Origin of the sequence: Streptomyces sp. NPDC005017 (assembly GCF_042873115.1) — a bacterium.
Lineage (GTDB): Bacteria > Actinomycetota > Actinomycetes > Streptomycetales > Streptomycetaceae > Streptomyces.
Window position 1 is genome coordinate 130,480 of the sequence record NZ_JBIALD010000022.1, and the last position, 17,740, is coordinate 148,219.

The window sequence follows — 17,740 nt, forward strand, 5'->3', positions numbered from 1 at the left end:
GGATGGTTGCAGCCCGGTCAGTCTCCGCTGCTCAGCAGTCGCCGTACCTCGGTCCGGCGGTCCGGGCCGACCACCGGCTCGACGGGGTCTTCCGGTGCGCCGGTGCCTTCCAGGCGCACGGCGGGACACCAGCCGTGCTTCGTCAGGGAGTCAGTGAGCGCTGAGCGGATCCTCCGTTGGTCGGCGGAAGGACAGGCGGGGGACTGGGTGTAGGCGACGGCGAGTGCGGCGAGGGCCTGGGCGACCGACTCGTTGCGGGTGGCCGCGATCCGGTCAAGCAGCGTCCCGGCCGCCGAGCCGCCGCGCACGTGCTGCAGTGACCGTACGCAGTCCAGTACCGCCTTGCCGACGAGCGGGCCGCGCAGCAGTGCCGTCTCCACCACGTCGATGAGCCCTGGGCCCTCGGCGGGTTCCAGGTCGACGTGCCGCAGGGCCGCCAGCAGTGACACCGAGGCCATCGCGGCCAGGTCGTTTCCGTCGAGCACATGCGAGCTGAGCAGCGGCTGCACGAGGGTCGGCTCCGCACGGACGAGAAACGGCAACGGGTCGCGCGAGGTCATCTCCACGAGGAGGTTGAGCACGGCGTTGACGGTCGGGACCTCGATCAGCGGTACGTCGTCCCAGCGGGACCTCAACGACGGCAGCCACGCCAGCAGTAGGCCGGTCATGGCATCGACGTCGACATCGTCGGGGGCATACGGCGCCGCATGGTCCGGTCGTGCTCCGATCGGCGTGTAGGCCATCGCCCCGTAGTCGGTCAGTTCGCGGGCTGTGCGACCGACCGGAAGCGCCGCGGCCTCCATCCGGCGGATCGCATCCTCCGCGGCGGGTCGCCCGGTCAGCCCCGCAGCCAGCGCCGCCGTGCACGCCTCCGCCACATGGGTGGTCAGCCGGATCCCCCAGGCGTCGCCAACCGCCCCCGGCAGGTACTTCGCACACGCTCCGACCCGTTCGGCGGTGTCCGCCACGGCGGTCAGCAGCTCCGCCACGATCTCGTGGCCGGCACCGAGTTGCAGGGCCGTGGCGAGATGTGCGGCCAGCGCGGTCTCCGGGTCGTCGACCTCGACCGCCCACTGTGCCAGCACCAGCTGGGCGTTCTCGCGCCAGATCGGCGCGCGGGAGAGCACCAGGAGCCAGGTCTCGTGCCCGTGCGGCTCCTCCGCCGCGCGGCGCAGTGCCTCCCGGACGGCATCCGGATCGTCGATGTCCCACTGCGTAAGGGCGTCGCTGAGAAGGCGGCGCCCGAGCGGCCTGGTCTCGACGCGCAGCGCTGCGGCCATCCCCCACCATGCGTCCACGCCGCGTGCGGAGACCCGGTGTTCGCGATGGTCACGATCCACACCGCGGAGCGGGCCGAGCAGGGCGAGATGCGCGCTCGCGGCTATGGCGGCGCTCGCGGTGCACACGAGATCGACCAGGGCGGCGCCCGTGTGCTCGTTCCACGGCCGGTTCTGCAGTTCGTGCAGCCGCAGGACGTCGCGCGCGTAGGAGACCCAGCCCGCGTCGCCGACGGGGCCCAGGTCCCCCGCGCCCTCCGGGTCCCCTGCGCCAGGGGAGGTCTGTGTCGGAACCGCCGCCAGGAACTCGGCGGCGTCGTCGGTGATCCGGTTGACCTGGGCCAAGGCTTGGAGTGCGGCGCCCGGTTCTGCGCGCAGCAGTTCCCTGGCGCCTTCCGCGTCGAGCAGGGTGAGGGAACGGATCTGCGCCGGTGGGTACGGTGCGCCTGGCAGGGCCACCGGGTCGACGCGGCTCAGTTCGTCCAGCAGCAGAGCACCGGTTTCGAGGGCGACGCGCGCCTCCATGGGCAGGGTGTCGCCAAAGGCGTCGAGGAGCGGGCCCAGTGGCGTGCGGGACAGCCGCAGGGCTTCCTCGATGAAGCCGTCGGCATAGCCGTCGGTGAGGGCACCGGCGGGCAGTGCCTGCAGTGCCGCCGTCAACGGGTGCTGCTGCGCCGGATCCACCACGCGCAGCCGGGAGAGCACGGACTTCCGCGAGATGCCCGGTCGCTGGTAGGGGCCGGGCAGCACCGCCAGCCACGCCAGGATCGGCGCGGCGTCCCCGGCTGCGAGAGGGAGCGGCTCCTCCTCCTGCCACCGGCCGGTGAGGAACTCGGCCACGGCGGTGGCGTGCTGCAGCGGGTGGCCGGGGCGCCGTGCGGGCAGTGTCAGAACGTGCGGCCAGGCACCCACTGCGTGCAGCAGCCGCAGCAGGGCGAGGTGTGCTGCCGCGCGGGTGAGGTCGTCGAGGCCGTTGTCGGCCGACCACACCCGGTCATGCAGGACCAGACACGCCCGGATGACCGCGTCCGCCACGGACTCCACCGCCCGGGTGAGCGCACGCGTGATCGCGGCACTGCCATCGAGTGTGCTGGTCGGGGCGCCGTCGAGCGCGAGGAGCCCGAGCTCCGCCTCGGCCCGGTCGGCGGCCGTGGGGCCGTCGGTCGCGACCGCCCGCAGCGCCACCCGCAGCGGATCGGCCTCCCCTGGAGTGGTGAACAGCCAGTCCTGGACCGCCGCGGTGACGGCCGGGCCGGCCGACCGGGTCATCCACACCGGTTCGAGGATGACCTCACTGGGAGCGGGTTTGCCCGCAGTGTCCAGATACACGGCCATGCTGTACACGATGTCGTCGGCTCTGAAGCGCGGTACGAGTTCGGACGCGCGCCGTTCGATCTCCGCGGCCCGCGCTTCGTTCTTCTTGCTCAGGAGCCTTCCGAAGTCGTTGTACTCGCGTGTCCACCGCAGTACGTCCCGGTGGTCGAGTCCGCCGAAAAGGGTGACCAGTGTTCGTATCACCGCGGGGTCGGTCCGGCAGCGCTCCCACAGTTCGGGGTGCTCCGTGAGCAGCTGGCGGAGGGGCATCATCAGCGGGTCGACTGCGGCCTCGTCGATCCGCCTGCGCTCGCGTTCCCACGCGGCCCTGCCGAGTTCCACGGTTCTGCGGGCCTGCCGTGACAAGTCGGTCCCGTCGTCGTCCGGTACGTACAACTCGCCGAGGACGGAGACCGTCCGTCTCGGTGTGGGTCCCGCGGCGCGGCGAAGTGCCCGCTGCACCGGCCAGCCCCATTCCGGCGGGTCCTCTTCCCCGTGCCGCAGCAGACACGCCACCACGAAGTTGTTGAGCCATTCCCGGCGCACGTAGAGGGCGGCGAGCGGACCCAGTGCCGCTGCGTCCGACTGGTCGACGGTGCCCATCGCCACCCCGTCGAAGCCCGGGGAACCCACATGGGCCCGGACCTCGGCCACGGCGTCGTCCAGCCGGTCGAAGGGTGCCCCGGACTCCCGCAGGATCTCGTACGTCTGTGCGACCAGTTTGAGGAGTTCGGAGACCTCACGCAGGTACTGCCCGCCCGGTGGTGCCTCCAGTTGCGAGGCCAGGAAGATGCGAATCCACGGCTCCGGATCGTCCGCGTCGGCAGCCCGCAGCATCACCGCGCTGCGTAGTTCGGGCGTGCTTTCGCCCAGCACGAGCAGGATGGGCTCCCGCCAGCCGGGGTCGTCGATCACCTCGGCGATGCGCTCCGGCAACGGGATCTCGCCGTCGAGCAGGGACAGACCGACCAGGTACTCGCGGAAGGTCGGGTGGGAGAAGCCGAACTCGCGGGGGGAGAACTCGGCGAGCACCCCGACCTTTTCCCGGATACGGTCGACGAGCCTCAGGGCGACAGCGCCGGTACTGTCCCCGGTGAGCCGGGAGTCCCCGAACACCGCTACGTCGAGGAGTTCCACCAGTTTGTCGTCGCGGATGCGGCTGTCCCCGTTGTCCTGCATCCACAGGGCGACGTGCGAGAGCATCGACAGGAAGTCGTCCTCGTCGGCCAGCACACCGTCCAGTTCGGGATCGATGGCACCGGGGAAGCGTCGCCAGCGGTAGGCGGAGTCGAGCAGCAGCTGCCGGTACAGGCCCGCCCGGGTGGCGGGCAGCTCGCTGTGGCGATGCCAGTACGAGCACATTGAGGTCAGCAGCAGCGGAGTACGGGCCAGCCTGCGCACCGCGGGACTGCCCGAACGTAGCCGGGCGGTGAACGGGGCGATCTCGTTCACCGCCCCGATCTCGGTGAAGAACTGGGTCACGAACGTGTCCACCTGGGCATCTGTCAGCGGCCGGATCAGGTAGTGGGCTGTGCCGTCGACGGTCAGATGCACCTCGTCGTACCCTGCCACCCGACTGGTGATCAGCACTTTGGCGGGACCGTCCGCGGCGAGCACGTGTTCCCGCACCATGACGTCTATCGCTCGGACGACTTCTTCGCGATAGCGCACGAGTTCGTCGAGGCCGTCGACGAGCAGCACCGCGCTGCCGTCGGCCAGCGCGGTGGCGAACATGGCGCGGAGTGTCGCGGGCTCGTACGCGATGGCGTCGAGCGCCTCCTTCGGCAACGACGCGGCGAGGAAGGCGGGCAGGTCCTCGGGGTCCTCGCCCGCGGCGAACCGGCTCGCGTTGTGCGTGGCGTAGTCGGCCACACGGAAGCGCAGCGGGATACGGAGCACTCCGTCCGTCCGGCCCAGCAGGACGTCCCGGCCTTCCAGGGCCAGCTCCGAACCCAGCCACTGGCACAGCACGGTCTTGCCGGCGCCGGGGTCACCGAGCACGACCACCACCCGGTCCCGTTCGAATGCGTCCTCCAGGGTCACGGGGTCGGGGTCGGCCGAGGCCGCCCCCGCTGCCCGCCGCGAGCCCTGCTGCAGGATCTGACGGTGCCGTTCGCCCCAGGAGCCCCTGAACAGGAGCTCGGAGGCATCCCGGAGGCGCAACTCCTCGCTGCGCGCCCGATCCTCGGTGGTGCGGGGGTCGGCCTGCAGCGAGATGTACATGGTGCGCAGAGGTAACCTGCGCACCCGCCGCGCATCCTGTTCGCCGGCCTCCGCGCCCAGGTCGCCGAGATCGATGTAGCGCCAGGCATTGGCCGCCCAGCGCAGATACCCTTCCGCGACGGTACGGAAGACAGCAGGCTGCAGGACGTCAACGGCGGGCACGACGGGCCGCCGGTCGAGTGTGGGGAAGAAGGACGGGATTACACCGGTGAGGCCCACCCAGTTGGTGCTGATGACCTGGTGGCCGGGGCGCAGAGGGCTGCGGTTCATCGCGTCGACGACCGCGTCGGGCTGGTAGGCGGGACCCGTGTAGCCGCTGGCGTCGAGGTCGTCGAACGCAGCCCGTAAAAGCGCGGGAAAGGCGCCGGCCGCGGCTTCCTGGGTGGGTTTCGCCGAGGTGATGACTCCGAAGGCCGAACCCAGGTCCTTGGCCCAGGCTGTCGCGGTCCGTACAACGGCCTGAGCCACCAGATCGCTTCCGCCCCGCTCGGAGTAGCAGGTGTCGACCATCAGCAGGACGCGACGGATGTTAGTGCCCTGGATGACCTTCTTGGTCAGGTCACCGGTGGTCAGGGCGTCGTCGACGTCATCAGGGTCGGTGTCGCTGGTGAGCAGGACGTGTTCGCCGCTCTTGAGTACCTCGCCGTGGGTGCCGATGTAGACGACCAGCATGTCCTCGCTCGTCAGGTCGTCACGGCGGCAGAAGGCGCGCAGACGGGTCGTCAGTTCGGATGCGGTGGGGCCCGTCGTGGGGTCGTCGGCCAGGACGTAGCCGAACCGCTGTGTGAGCACGTCCACGACCTGCGTGCACGCGCCGACCAACGCCGGCCGGTTCCAGTCGGGTCGCCTCGGGTACCAGGGAGTCACGGCGGCGAAGAGGAACCGGCGCCCCGGCTCCTCGCTCGTCACAGCGCCGCCGCGATCGCCGCGCCCGTCCGCTGCTCGGTCAGGTAGGGGATGACGGAGTGGGCTTCGGATCCGTTGTGCACCAGCGCGTTGCGTACGCGGTCGCCGAAGCAGGGGCGCAGATCCTTGACCAGCGCCACCACGTCACCGGAGTCGGCGATGTTGGTCCATGTCAACAAGTCGCCGCCGGGCCACACGCCCAGCGCTCCGTCGGGAGCGGGGTCGAGGCGGTGGAAGATGTGGTTCGGGATGCCCAGCGGCGATCCCAGGGTGACCAGGGCGCGCACCCTGTGCCCGGGAGTCGCGCACAGCGCCTCGTAGGCGACCACGGACCCCAGCGAATGGCCCACGACGACCCGGGTGTCCGGGCCGATCAGCGCCGCCACCCGAGCCCGGGCCACGGCCCGGACATCCGGGTCGGACAGGTAGGTGGTGACCTGCTTGAGATCGCCGATCATCATCCGTTCACTCCGCTTGGCGAAGAAACGGCTGTTGGAGAGCTGCAGCAGCGCGCGCTGCGCGCGTTCGGACGTACGGACGAGGGTGCTGCCGTTGGGCGGCGCCACACCCTCGTCGACCTCTGCCGCGTGCGCCCACCATGCGGTGAGCAGGCCGAGTTCCTGAGCGGCCGTCACATCCTCTGCGGTGTACATCGGTTCACCCACCGCCAGCGACGTGGCCGGAGGCCGGAACAGGTCACCGTAGAACGCCATCGCGGTGTCCGGTATGGTCGCGCACCCCGCCCTGGTCAGCCCGTCGAGCAGCGCCGGGGTCCACTGTGTGAGCAGCGTCCGTTCCCCCAACACCTGCTGGCCGATGCCGTGCACCAGTACCACCGCAGCCACCACGGACTCCTCCCCGGTCTCGCGGACAGCGTCAAGTAAAGCACCGAGCGGCCCTCTGTCCGGCAATTCCGGCGAGATCGGTAGAGGGATGAGTGACGATCCGTCACCCCGCGTCGGCGGCACCACTGGTCGGCCAAGCGCTCGCCGCGGCTCCCACTTCGTCAGCGGCCGTAAACGGCCATCGTGCACGCTCGTCCTCACCGTCATCATCGGGCCGGCGCCCGGCGTCCTTCTCGGTGTCGCGGCCGCGCTCACGGTGGGGCTGGTGGGGACCGCCTGGGAAAGGTTCTCCCTCGCCAGGAGCTATCTCGCCTCACGGGGCGAAGTCCCGAGAAATCCGATGGCCTTCCTCGCAGACGCTCACGAACATCGCGGAGTGCTGCGTCAGGTGGGAGTGGTCTACCAGTTCCGCCCTCTCGACATGCACCGGCAGCTCGCCCGGGAAGACAGCGAAGCGCGGTGATCGCGCGGCTGCGCGTCCGCGCACGCGGCCGGGATTTGGCCGACCTGGAGACCGGCGAGGTCGTCGGGTCCTGCCTGGTCCAGTGCCGGCCCGCCGCAACGTGGGCGGCGCTGCTGGTGGAAGCGGCCGATGCGTGGGGCCGTGTAGTGCGGGCTCGGCCGCCCGACGACGTCATTGGCATCGACCACGGTGATTCGGTCGAACCCTGTTGCGATCGTGCGGCATTCGTGGAGTGGCTGCGTCAGGCCGAACGGGGTGGTTCCTGCAGCTGAGCCCCGTACAGCGGGCGCCCAAGGCGGCGCTCGCGGTCGCAGGCCGTACCGGGGCAGCCTTGCCGGGGGTCGGGGCGCGATCTTAGGGTGACCGGTGCACGTACCGACGGGGGAGGGTGACGGCGCATGACGAGACGTCTTGTTCCACTGGTCGCGGGGCTGTTGGTCCTTGCCGCCTGCGGCTCGGGCGGGTCCGATGACCGGCAGGGCGGCAGTGACGGTGAGCTGGCGTGCACCCTGGTGCGGATGCTGCCCGACCCGATGCCCGACCCGCCGGCCGACAAGTCGTCGGACCGTTCCTGGGACGTTGCGGTCGGCCGGCTGGGTGCGACGGCAGAGCTGGCCCGGGTGGCGGCGCTGGAGGACAAGAAGTACCAGCCGCTCGCCGACGCCCTTGCCACCGCCCGGCAGACCTTCTCCACCACCTTCGACCTCCGCCGTGCCGAACCGGGCATCGAGCAGGCGCGCACCCACTGCTCGTAAAGGGGCTGTCCCCATCCGCTGCCTGCACGGTTCACCGACGCGTGAGGCCGCGGTGCCGTGGACCGGCGACGCCGCAGGTGATGGTTTCAGCGTCGTGGCGCACCGCCTGGCAACCATCAGAGCGAGTTGGCATGCTGCGCAGTGCCGTCAGCAGGGCGTGGTCGTGGCTGGTGCCCGCATGGGCGAGGAAGGCGGTTTTGGGGGCGTCCTTGCCGGGCACGCGCGCTGTCCGCGTCCGTGGCAGCACTGCTCCCGCACCCGCGAGGATGGATCCACGGTGGTGGCCCTGCATTCCCACCCGCTCAACTGCTCCCGGCATCCGCGGGGATGGACCCGTCTCCCAGTACGTCGACGTGATCAGCGGGCCTGGCTGCCGGGCCTGGCTGCCCGAACCCGGGGGATGGACCCTCTGGAACGCCGGAGACCTCTCGGTGCAGGCCAAGCTCCTCGCACGTGCGGTCCAGCCGCGAGACGCCCAAGTACCGACGGAGTCCGCAGGCACGGCTACCTGCTGATGTGTGATTGTCTCGCTCACCGGTTCGGGAACGCCGTAGACAGGCCGCACAGATGTCCGAAGTATCCGTCCGACATGAGCGATGCGGAATGGACGGTCGTGCGGGACGCGATGCCGGTCCCGGCTGGCGGGAGGGGCGCGGCGGCTGGCCAGAGGGCTACCGCCACGGGCAGATGATGGACGCAGTGCGCCCTCACGGGTGACGATCAGCTCGGGACCCACTTCACGAGGGTATGCGGCACGTCGAGTGCGACAGGATGGATGGCCAACGAGGCGCCCGAGCAATGCGGTTGAAACGTCAAACATCTCGATCGGCAGCCCAGAGGCCTCGCTCGTTGTGCTTCACTGGCCGTCACATGATCGATGGTCAACTCGAAGATGTTCAGTGTGTTAGCACTTGTTTGTGGTTCTCTGAGTTAGAGATGGGGGCAATGGGCATAATGGAGCGATCGGGAGCAAGGTAGGGGGCCTGCAGCCTATGAGTGAGTACAACGCATTCGCCGCCCTCTTGGCTGCACGCCGGCAGCATATGCCGACTTTCTGGGTGGAGCCCCACCTGCTTGAGCAGGATGTGGGCGGATCGGGAGACGCAAGGGTTTGTTTCACAACCTTCGCTACCCAGCTCCGTGAAGCAGGTGAGGTCACCTGGATCGTCCACGGGTCGGCCGGATCCGGGAAGACGACCGCCCTCCGCGGCCTGGAGATCGAACTCCTCCGGTCGGACACTCCGGTGCTATTCCTCAGTTCGGCACTACTGCGACAGGCGAAGATTTCCAAGGGCATGGACGTCCTGGAGTTCGTTAAGCAGGCCCGGCCTGCAACAATACCTGAAAAGCTCTGGAAATCACGTGTAAAGCATCGAAAAGTCGTTCTCCTTCTCGACGGGGTCAACGAGATGAGGCGAGATTTCCCGAGCGGTCGCACGTGGCGACTTATCGATCAGCTGGCGGGTGGTAACCACGGTTTCACGGTTGCGATCAGCAGTCGCAATCCGGACGAGAATGTCGGCGATTTCCGCTGGGTCCGCCGATTAAGATTGCAGGAGTTCAACACCGAGCAGGTGTGCGAATATTTGACGCATCATGGGTTGGATGCGGACTCCCACCTCGCATGGCTGAACGGGATAGGCCTCTCGGCACTCGCAACGAATCCCCTTTTGCTGCGAGGGCTCGTGACGCTCGTGAGCGGGCGCGATCCGCGCGACGATTCGGCCCCTGGCTCCCGCGCGGAACTCGTTCGAGCAGCCGCTCACGCGCACGTGCTGCTTGATCGTGTGCCCCCGGCAGTGACACGGCATGTGGAGTCCGGTGCTACGGCCGACGCCGCATGGGCTGCGTGTGCGGCATTGGCACAGATCGCAGAGTCCGGCGAATTCACACGCCAAGAAGTCTTGCAACTCATGTCCAAGAGACTTCCACTCGAACTTTACAGCGACATTCTCGACTTCTTTCTGGACGCTGGCCCCATCGAACCGGGCATTGCAAGAACACCCGTCGCAGCCAGGTCTTTCGCCCTCAGTCATCAGAGGTATGCCGAATGCGGACTCGCAGTCGGTTGGGGACGTGAGTCACCGCCCCCCATCACCTACGCAGGTCACTTCTTCGGCGGATTCGTAGCGGACTGGAGCGCCTTGCAGGCGGATCCCGTCAGCGCCACGGCCGATGTCGTCAACATCGCTGCCGCGGAGGCTCGCTTCGACATACTCTGCGACATCGTCGTTGCCAACGCCCCCCTCATGGATACGGGAATGAGAGCGACGGTATGGCGGGCACTGGGACGCGGCTTCACCATGTCCAGTATTTACCGGACCAGGTGCGCCGACGCGGTGGGGTCACTGCCTCGCGTGTGCTTGGTGGAAGGTCTGGCCAACGGCCTACTGGACGGACTCGCTGCGGAGAGGCCTGACGTCTGGAGCCACGTTCGCGACGCCCTGCTCATGGGCACGCTCGACGGACGGCAGCTGAAAAAGCTGATGCGCCAGGTGGAACGCCGCCGATCCGTGGAGCGCACACGGGCCACCCTGGAGGAACTGGCGCCTCCGTCCGCCGCAGGAACAGCACCCGGTGCATCTGACAGGCTTCCAGCCGCAGAGCAGGACGGGGCGGGTAGGGGTACCGAGTCTTCGGCCGACGTGGAGGATGCCGACATCGGTGACGGGAAACACCCCTCTTTCAGTGAGCTCACCACGGACCTCCTGATCGCGATGCTGGAGAATCAGGACAAGGACGTCTGGGTAAAGGCTGCACATGCACTCGGTTCCCGCGCGGATGAACCGGCCGTGCAGCGGCTCCACGAAAATCTCGCACATTTCGAAGACCCGGCGATAGGGCATTGGCTCAGCGTGCTAGGTCGAATCGGCTCGCCAGCATTCATCCCCGCGCTGGCGTCATTTCTCGATCACCCGGAACCCAAGATTCGCGGAAAGGCGATCACGGCAATCGGTCGTATCGGCGGAACGGTCGCCGCGGAGATTATTCGGACCAAACTCCTGGAGCAGGATCCTATTGTCCGGGCAGGGGTCCTGACAGCGCTAGGGCGCTGTGGCGACATGCAGGACCTGCCGCAAATCATTGCAGGCATGAAGCACTCCGACAAAAACATTCAATATTCCGCCATCGGGGCCGTCGGCCGGTACCTGAACTTTCGTCAGACCGCCGAGAAAAGAGCACTCTTCTCAGATGCTGAAGTTGACCAGACAATAGCCGCTCTGCAGGAATCCGAACCCGTCGCCCTCGCCCAGCTGTGCATGATGCTCCGGACGATGGCCGCACCCGTTCGCGGAAGACTTTTCAGCGAGCTGGTGCATCATCCCGCCGCGATTGTGAGAGGTGCCGCACTCACTGCGTTGGAGGCAACGGAAGGCACGCTTGCGCTGGGCCACGCTCGCGCCATGCTGGACGACCAGGACGACGTGAATCGTGCCGCCTCGGTCACCGTGATCGGCCGCAACGGCGGCGAGGGTGACGCTACCCGTATCCGCGTCTTCCTCGGAGACGCGTCTTCCCAAGTGCGAGGGGCGGCATGTCATGCCGTGGCGAAGCTCGGGGATGTGGACGCACTGGATACGGTGATCGAGCTGTTGCAGGACGAAAACCGAATCGTTCGCGGTTCCGCATGCGTAGCCACTGCCCTCCTGAACGGCGTCCAGGCGGTGCCTGCGCTGATTCGCAGACTGGACGACCGCGAGCCCAACGTCCGCGGATCGGCGGCCAAGGCTCTGGGCTTGCTCGGAGCGATCGAAGGGGCCGGCCCCCTCTGTCGTTCCCTTGCCGACGAGGTGGCCCGTGTACGAGGAACCTGTGCCGTGGCTCTCGGCTTGATCGAGGATCCGGCCGCAGTACCGTCACTCATTCCCCTCGTCCGGGACCGTGACCGCAATGTCCGTAAAGCTGCGGTTTTCGCGCTGGGCAAGATCGGGGACCCGGTCTCTGTCTCGATCGTCAGCGAGGCGCTGCGCGACGAGGACGCCGAAGTACGCTGGAATGCGGCCACGGCCCTGAGCCGAATCGGTGATCCGTCAGTGTTCAATCAGCTGGTCCCCCTTTTGAAGGACCCGGAGCCGCACGTACGGGGGGCGACTGCGACTGCGCTCGGCTGGCTGGGACACAGATCCGCGTTAGCCCCTCTCCTCGAAACTTCCACGGACGAGGACGCGATCGTCCGTGGCTCTGTCGCTACGGCCCTCGGACGCATTGCGGACCGAGGGACAGTCAGTGTCTTGGCTGTTCTTTCCCAGGACAAGGACGCAGCCGTCCGCTCCTCTGCGGTCACCGCCGTCGGCCGCGGAAGGCTGGAGACCGGGATCGACCTGGTTCAGGCAGCGCTCGGCGATGCCTCTGCCGAAGTACGGGGAGCGGCCGTACGCGCCCTGGCGAGGTTGAACCCGTCGCAGGACCTCACGGCGTTCCTCGCCGATTCCGATCCGTCGGTGCGCCGAGCCGCCCTCGCCGCGATCGGTGAAGGTACAGGCGGCGGAGAGAGTGCGTTGATCCTCGCCCTGCAGGACGACGACGAAGAGGTTCGCGGCGTCGCCGTCGCGGCGCTTGGCAGAAGGCATACCAAGACCGCGATGACTCATCTCGAAGAGGTACTGGAGGACCCTTCGGAGAACGTGGGTGAAGCGGCGGTGCAATCGCTCGGCCAGATCGTCGAGCAACGAGACCGCCTGGCACTCATCGGTGCCTTGGACTCGTCACACCGGGCGGTGAGGCTTGCTGCTGTCGAGGTTCTCGCCATCGACGGCGGCCCTGGGGTCCGACAAGCCATGGAAGTACTCGTCCGCCACCCGGACACGCGGACCCGTGCCGCCGCTGCGCAGGCACTGGGGCGCATCGGAGACCTCAGGTCGGCGCCCGTCCTGATCCAGACATTGAGCGACCCCGACAGCTACGTACGAGGATTCACGGCTACCGCGCTGTCCCGGATCGGCGTTGGCTCCGAGGATGCCCGCGCAGCCCTCCTGGCACGGCTCGAAGATCCTGTCGAGGCCGTCGTGGCGCTGGCGGCTCGTGCTCTGGGAGCACTCGGCGGTGACACGGTCGTGAGTGCGCTTCAGCGGTGCGCACTCGACAAGGCAAACAGTCTCTGGACGCGCGCCACGGCCGTGCAGGCGGTCGCTCCATTGTTCCATCGCCCGCAGTCATGGCTGAGGACGCTGGCCGACGACTACCGAGGCTTTTCGCGCCGAACGGGCGAGGCCAAGTTCCGTGGTGCCGTCATCGACGCCGTCATCCGGGCAGCCTGGGACGACGACGTCGCACAGTGGACAACGAAAATCCTTCTGGAAGACCCCGACACCATCAATCAGACGGCTGCCGCGACAGCCCTCGCGAAGTACGGCAAGTTGTCCATCGAACTTGCCAAGCGGTTCCTGACTACTTCACCGGCGAATGCCAACGACTGGCAGCGAGGCAGCGCAAAAGCGGCGCCCCGACGCAATGACGCCGCAACGGGGGCTGTGCTCCGGGGAACCATCCTCTCCACCGCTAACAATCCCACTGAACTCGCAGCCGCCTGCCTGGTCGTGAGTAAGGCGATGAACCAAACGGATTCGTTCATCCTCACGAACTCGGCCCTGTCCGCGCTCAGTTCACTCGACGCCACGACGGCACGCAGCTTCCTCAACCGGCTCGACACGATGCTGACAGAGGGCGCGCGCCACCGCCACGAGGCCCTGCTGCTGAAAAGGCGGGACAACGTCGATGCCCGAGTGGAAAGCGAAGACGCTTACCGGGCGTTGTCTCAAGCGCCGGAGAGGTTCCTGCAGGCCTTCACCGAAGACGGCTCTCCGAGGAAGGACAGGAAGGACAGCGTCGTGACCGAAGGGTGTGACATCGGACTGATCACCATCATCAGTGAGGAGGCAAAGGCCGTACGCGACTGGCTGGAGCGAGAGAATCCCGCGTACCGACAGCGGGGCCCTGGCGGGCGCTTCGTGTATCGCGCCACTATGCCGCTGGGTTTGACCTCTCCCAGTATCGTGATGACGCAAGCGGTCGATCAGGGACAGACGTCGGCCGCCGAAGCCGCTCATTACCTGGCCAAGCACTTCGCTCCACGATTCCTCGTCCTGCTCGGCATAGCCGGCGCGATCCACTCTGACGTCAGTCTCGGCGATGTCGTGATCGGGACCCAGGTGATCGACTATGGTCCGGCAGCTAGCACGCCGGAAGGGCCTCGCCACCGGGGCTCCGCGTTCCGGCCGCCGACCGGCGTGGTGATGGCCCTGAACGACTACTTCTCCGCGGTCGGGGAGCCGTTCCCGATGACCGCGCATGAGGAGAGTGCCGGACTCGGGCGGCCTTCCTTCCGCCTGCAGAGAGGACCGATCGGCACCGGCTCTCGTGTGGTGAAGTTCAAAGAAGCTGAGGAGAGGCGCTTTCTGAGCAGCTACCACGAGAAGACACTCGCGCTGGAGACGGAGGCGGAGGCCCTGGCGCGCCACTTCTACGAACAAGGTGAAGACGGTGCGTTGTCCGGGTACATCGTGCTGCGAGCCATCTCCGACCATGCGGACGAGCTCAAGGACGACCGCTGGAAGCTCGCGGCGTCCCGGAACGCGGTTCTGGCGCTCCAGAAGATTCTTCCCAGCGTAATGGAGGTGCTGTAGCCGGCCGGACTGGATGCCTCTGAACACCCTTGGACGCGCAAGGTGCGAGGGAAGGCGCAGGTATGAGGGCCGGAGCCCGTTCGGGGGAGCTCCACCGCGACCTCTCGACGCATATGCGATGCAATAGGAACGTGGTCAGGTCAACGGATGTCCAGTCCGGCGTCGTCCGGCGGCTTCACCGTGCCGCAAGGAGGCGAGGGGCAGCGTATCGTCCCCGACGACGCTCGACCAGCCCGGTCGGTGGCCATCACGCCTGGGCCGGACTTGCGGTCAACTCCTTGCCTGGGTTGGCCGCGGTGATTGCGGTGGTCTTCACCTGGGTGTCGGTCGGTCAGGCGAGGGAGGAGCTTCGGATCAGCCAGGAAGGTCAGATCACCAGTCGCTACAACGCTGCGGTGGCGAACCTCGGAGCCGAGAGCGCGGATGTCAGGGTCGGCGGCATCTACGCCCTGGAACGCATCATGCGCGACTCGCCCCGTGACAATGCCACGGGCCTGTCGGTCCTCGCCGCGTATGTACGCGCCCATGCCCGTCTTCCTGCCTCCGACGTCCAGCAGAGCGACCCTTCGACCACGTCGGCGGCCGTGCCTGTCGAACCCCTGGCTGTGGACCTTCAAGCAGCGGTGACGGTGCTGGCCAATCGCCCCATCGCCCACGACGATCAGAGGACCCTCCAGCTGCGCTATGTCAGCCTGCGGGGATTGGCCGACATGGGCGACCTGGACCTGGTCCAGAAAACCGGATCACCCAGTCGGCTCGGTGATCAGCAAGAGCGTTCCCCGACTGGTGTCAGAGCCAACCTGAGTGGTGTCGATCTGACGGGTTCAGACCTGCGCGGAGCGCAGCTCTACAAGGCCGACTTTGCCGGAGCGCTGTTGAGCGGCGCTGATCTGCGCGGGGCCTATCTTGCTGAGGCGGTGCTCGAAGGCGCAGTCCTCACCGGTGCCGACCTACGAGACGCTGACCTTCGTGGGGCCAAGCTCAGAGTGCCCTCCTTCGGAAGCCGTGACGGGCTGAAAGGGGCCGACCTGCGACGAGCGGACCTTCGTGGCGCCGAACTCGTGGGGACCAACCTGCGTGCTGCGAACTTCAGCAAAGGGCTGTCCCGTATCTCTGAGCGGCCGTGTGCGAGGGACCCGACACCGGGGGTGAACCAGGGTGCGAGAGGATCGGACTTGCTTGTCCGCTCACTCGTCTATGAGGTGTTCGTGATCGACGGTGCAAACGCCCTGGAGCTCTTCCGGTTCGCTGATCGTGTGCAGAGCGTGACCCTCCGGGTCGCGTGCGATGCACCGATGGTGGCAGGGGAAGATAGGTACTACGCGGCCGAGATCGCGGTGGAGAGCGGCTTTGTCAACGGCACTGTCGGACTGCACGTTTCAGGCGCAGACCTGGATGAATGGGGTCGTTGTCTCGATGCCCTCGAGGCGGATGAGGGAGCCGAGTGGCCGCCCGGCGGCCGTAGTGCGTGGCTGTCTGTGGTTCCCGAGGATCCGCTGGAGGTGACTGTGCACGACTCGCCGGCGACGCAGATTGCAGTGCAGATTCCCGTGGACGTGGCGGCCGGGTGGCTGGAGGACAACCAGCTGCGGCTTGAGCACGTACGCAAGGCGATTACGAAGAGACGACCTGATGATCTGACGCAATGAGATGATCTTGGGATGTCTGGTGTGATCACGGCGTCGGAGTCGTCCTGGATAGCCCCGTTCACAGGACTGAGCCCGCGTGTCTTCGGCAAGTTGGTGACTGCGCTGCGCCGCGAGGGTGCGGATCCGGTCCGCAAGGGCCGCCCGTGGTCTCTTCTGCTGAGAGACCGGGTGCTGCTGGTGGCAGCGTACTGGCGCACGAACCTGACACTTCGCCAGCTCGCCCCGCTTTTCGGTATCTCGAAGTCCGCGGCCGACCGCATCATCGACCACCTCGGCCCGTCGCTCGCGCTGCAGCCCCGCAAGCGGTTCCGCAAAGACACCGTGCTCATCGTGGACGGCACCCTCGTCCCCACCCGCGATCACACCATCGCCGAGCAGTCCAAGAACTACCGGTACTCCACGAACCACCAGGTCGTCATCGACGCCGACACTCGGCTCGTCGTGGTGGTCGGCCGGCCCCTGCCCGGCAACCGCAATGACTGCAAGGCGTGGCAGGAGTCCGGCGCGAAGGCCGCCGTTGGTAGGACCCTGACGATCGCCGATGGCGGCTATCCGGGCACCGGGCTTGTGATGCCCCACCGGCGCCGGAAAGGCGAAGAGCTGCCCGACTGGCAACAGGCCCACAACAAGTCCCACAAACAGGTCCGCGCCCGCGTCGAGCACGTCTTCGCCCGTATGAAGACTTGGAAGATCCTCCGCGATTGCCGCCTCAGGGGCGATGGCGTCCACCATGCCATGCTCGGGATCGCCCGCCTCCACAACCTCAACCTCGCCGGATAGGCAAGCGGGCGGACTCGTCACCGCCCACGTCCACACCAGTCATAGATCATTTACGGGACAGGTCTTAGCCGGGTAGCGTACGTTTCGACAACATCGACCCACCACGCATCACGTTCTCGACCGCCTCAAGGGTCAGAGCTTTGTACACCCGTGATCCGCAATTGGGGCAGCTGCCTTGCGAGATGTCGTCCAGCACGACGATGCGACCATTGACCGTCATACGCACCACGACGTTGCGCAGGTAATATGAACCACCGCAAGGGCACTTGCCCAAATCATGCTCCGCCAGCGATCCCATATGACCTCGATTCCGGTTCGGGAGATGTCAGGTCGTGTCACGCTTCGTGGCGTAGGGATCAAGGGGTAAACGTTCCGGCACCAGGCACCTGACGATCTCTGCGGAGAGGTAGCCTCACGGGACGCCCTGCCGGGGTGAGTTGAACCCCAGTCCGGCCGAACCGCCGTTGTCGGCCAGCGGATTCCGGTGACTGATCGGCTGCACGGCCCGGTGGGACGCTATCAGATTTCATTCCGGCGATGATATCGCGATGCCGCGAAGCATTCCATTCATGCGCCTGCTGGTATTTGCCCGAAGCCGCAAGGTCTCGGCCAGGGGTGCCTACGTAAAGGCCTGGTGATTGTCGGCCTCGATATCTGCCAGGACTCAGCAGTGCCATGCGGCGTTCCCTGGTGGTGTCCGCGTACAAGTGATCGTGACTCTGGCAAGACTTCTTGAAGCGGGGGTGCGCCACCGGGCGTACCGCAACGGCCGAGCGCCGTCTCCGCCTCAACTCGTCCTGGTTCCGCTCCCAGGGTCTTTGAGAAGTGCCGAGGTGGGCGGTTCGCCTGCTGAGAGCCGGATGTGACGGCTTGTCGGCTTCTGCCGGAGGCGCCCCTGGACGCAG

At 67.2% G+C, this 17,740-nt stretch carries 10 protein-coding genes; 6 read left to right on the plus strand and 4 right to left on the minus strand.

Translation table 11 applies throughout. The features are described from left to right. Positions 1–17: 17 nt before the first annotated feature. Positions 18–5,612: an NACHT domain-containing protein gene (locus ACFYR0_RS28490; protein ID WP_389334055.1), complete on the minus strand. Its 5,595-nt coding sequence runs from the start codon at positions 5,610–5,612 to the stop codon at positions 18–20. A gap of 107 nt (positions 5,613–5,719) precedes the next feature. Next, positions 5,720–6,565 (minus strand): hypothetical protein, encoded by an 846-nt coding sequence (locus ACFYR0_RS28495; protein ID WP_389334058.1) that lies wholly within the window; start codon positions 6,563–6,565, stop codon positions 5,720–5,722. An 88-nt stretch (positions 6,566–6,653) separates the two neighbouring features. On the opposite strand from ACFYR0_RS28495, the gene ACFYR0_RS28500 reads away from it, so the two are divergent. The 3 genes from ACFYR0_RS28500 to ACFYR0_RS28510 all read left to right on the plus strand — a co-directional run bounded on the left by ACFYR0_RS28500 (position 6,654) and on the right by ACFYR0_RS28510 (position 7,783). Beyond that, positions 6,654–7,028 (plus strand): hypothetical protein, encoded by a 375-nt coding sequence (locus ACFYR0_RS28500; RefSeq protein ID WP_389334061.1) that lies wholly within the window; start codon positions 6,654–6,656, stop codon positions 7,026–7,028. Beyond that, complete coding sequence (locus ACFYR0_RS28505; RefSeq protein ID WP_389334064.1) at positions 7,025–7,300, plus strand: hypothetical protein; 276 nt, start codon at positions 7,025–7,027, stop codon at positions 7,298–7,300. Before ACFYR0_RS28500 ends, ACFYR0_RS28505 begins: the two co-directional genes overlap by 4 nt. 126 nt (positions 7,301–7,426) lie before the next feature. After that, positions 7,427–7,783 (plus strand): hypothetical protein, encoded by a 357-nt coding sequence (locus ACFYR0_RS28510; protein WP_389334067.1) that lies wholly within the window; start codon positions 7,427–7,429, stop codon positions 7,781–7,783. 31 nt (positions 7,784–7,814) lie between these two features. Here ACFYR0_RS28510 and ACFYR0_RS28515 read toward each other — a convergent pair whose 3' ends face one another. Then, the gene (locus tag ACFYR0_RS28515) at positions 7,815–8,003 is read right to left on the minus strand and encodes a hypothetical protein (protein ID WP_389334069.1); all 189 of its coding nucleotides are present in this window, start codon (positions 8,001–8,003) and stop codon (positions 7,815–7,817) included. A gap of 772 nt (positions 8,004–8,775) precedes the next feature. Between ACFYR0_RS28515 and ACFYR0_RS28520 the strand changes: the two genes are divergently transcribed. From ACFYR0_RS28520 to ACFYR0_RS28530, 3 genes are all read left to right on the plus strand, one after another. Next, positions 8,776–14,406: a HEAT repeat domain-containing protein gene (locus ACFYR0_RS28520; protein ID WP_389334072.1), complete on the plus strand. Its 5,631-nt coding sequence runs from the start codon at positions 8,776–8,778 to the stop codon at positions 14,404–14,406. Between the two features lie 305 nt (positions 14,407–14,711). Continuing rightward, on the plus strand, positions 14,712–16,055 hold the full coding sequence (locus ACFYR0_RS28525) for a DUF5959 family protein (RefSeq protein ID WP_389334075.1): 1,344 nt from the start codon (positions 14,712–14,714) through the stop codon (positions 16,053–16,055). Between the two features lie 12 nt (positions 16,056–16,067). After that, positions 16,068–16,835: a transposase gene (locus ACFYR0_RS28530; RefSeq protein WP_389334078.1), complete on the plus strand. Its 768-nt coding sequence runs from the start codon at positions 16,068–16,070 to the stop codon at positions 16,833–16,835. Positions 16,836–16,899: 64 nt separating this feature from the next. On the opposite strand, the gene ACFYR0_RS28535 is transcribed toward ACFYR0_RS28530, so the two are convergent. After that, positions 16,900–17,133 (minus strand): YgiT-type zinc finger protein, encoded by a 234-nt coding sequence (locus ACFYR0_RS28535; protein WP_389334081.1) that lies wholly within the window; start codon positions 17,131–17,133, stop codon positions 16,900–16,902. Between the last annotated feature and the right edge of the window lie 607 nt (positions 17,134–17,740).